The organism is Pseudomonas sp. F1_0610 (genome assembly GCF_047470865.1).
Classification (GTDB): Bacteria; Pseudomonadota; Gammaproteobacteria; order Pseudomonadales; family Pseudomonadaceae; genus JAZDRH01.
In genome coordinates this window covers 1-344 of the sequence record NZ_JAZDRH010000095.1, presented here as the reverse complement: position 1 = coordinate 344, position 344 = coordinate 1, and the positions used below count along the sequence as shown (strand labels likewise).

At 41.6% G+C, this 344-nt stretch carries 1 protein-coding gene; it reads right to left on the bottom strand.

The annotated features are described in order from the left end of the window. Nucleotides 1-344 (bottom strand): integrase core domain-containing protein (locus tag VQ643_RS16370; RefSeq protein ID WP_414201592.1); only part of this gene is annotated, 344 nt, incomplete at both ends.

Genomic DNA, 344 nt, shown 5'->3' with positions numbered 1-344 from the left:
TCCAAAGCCATTGTGTAGCAAGTTCTTGAGCCTGTTCAATGCTGTCAAAGATGTTTAAATCTAACCATTCATGACGCACTGTTCGGTTAAAACGCTCAACATAAGCATTCTGTGTCGGTTTGCCTGGTTGGATATACTGCATGGTAATTTGCTGCTCTTTAGCCCAGTCCTTTATTGTTTCAGAGATGTACTCAGGGCCATTGTCACAACGTATTGTGTTTGGCTTACCGCGCCACTCAATGATTTGCTCTAACGATCGAATAACTCGTGCGCTAGGCAAAGATAAATCAACATCTATAGCCAAGCATTCGCGATTAAAATCATCAATGACATTAAAGGTTCTG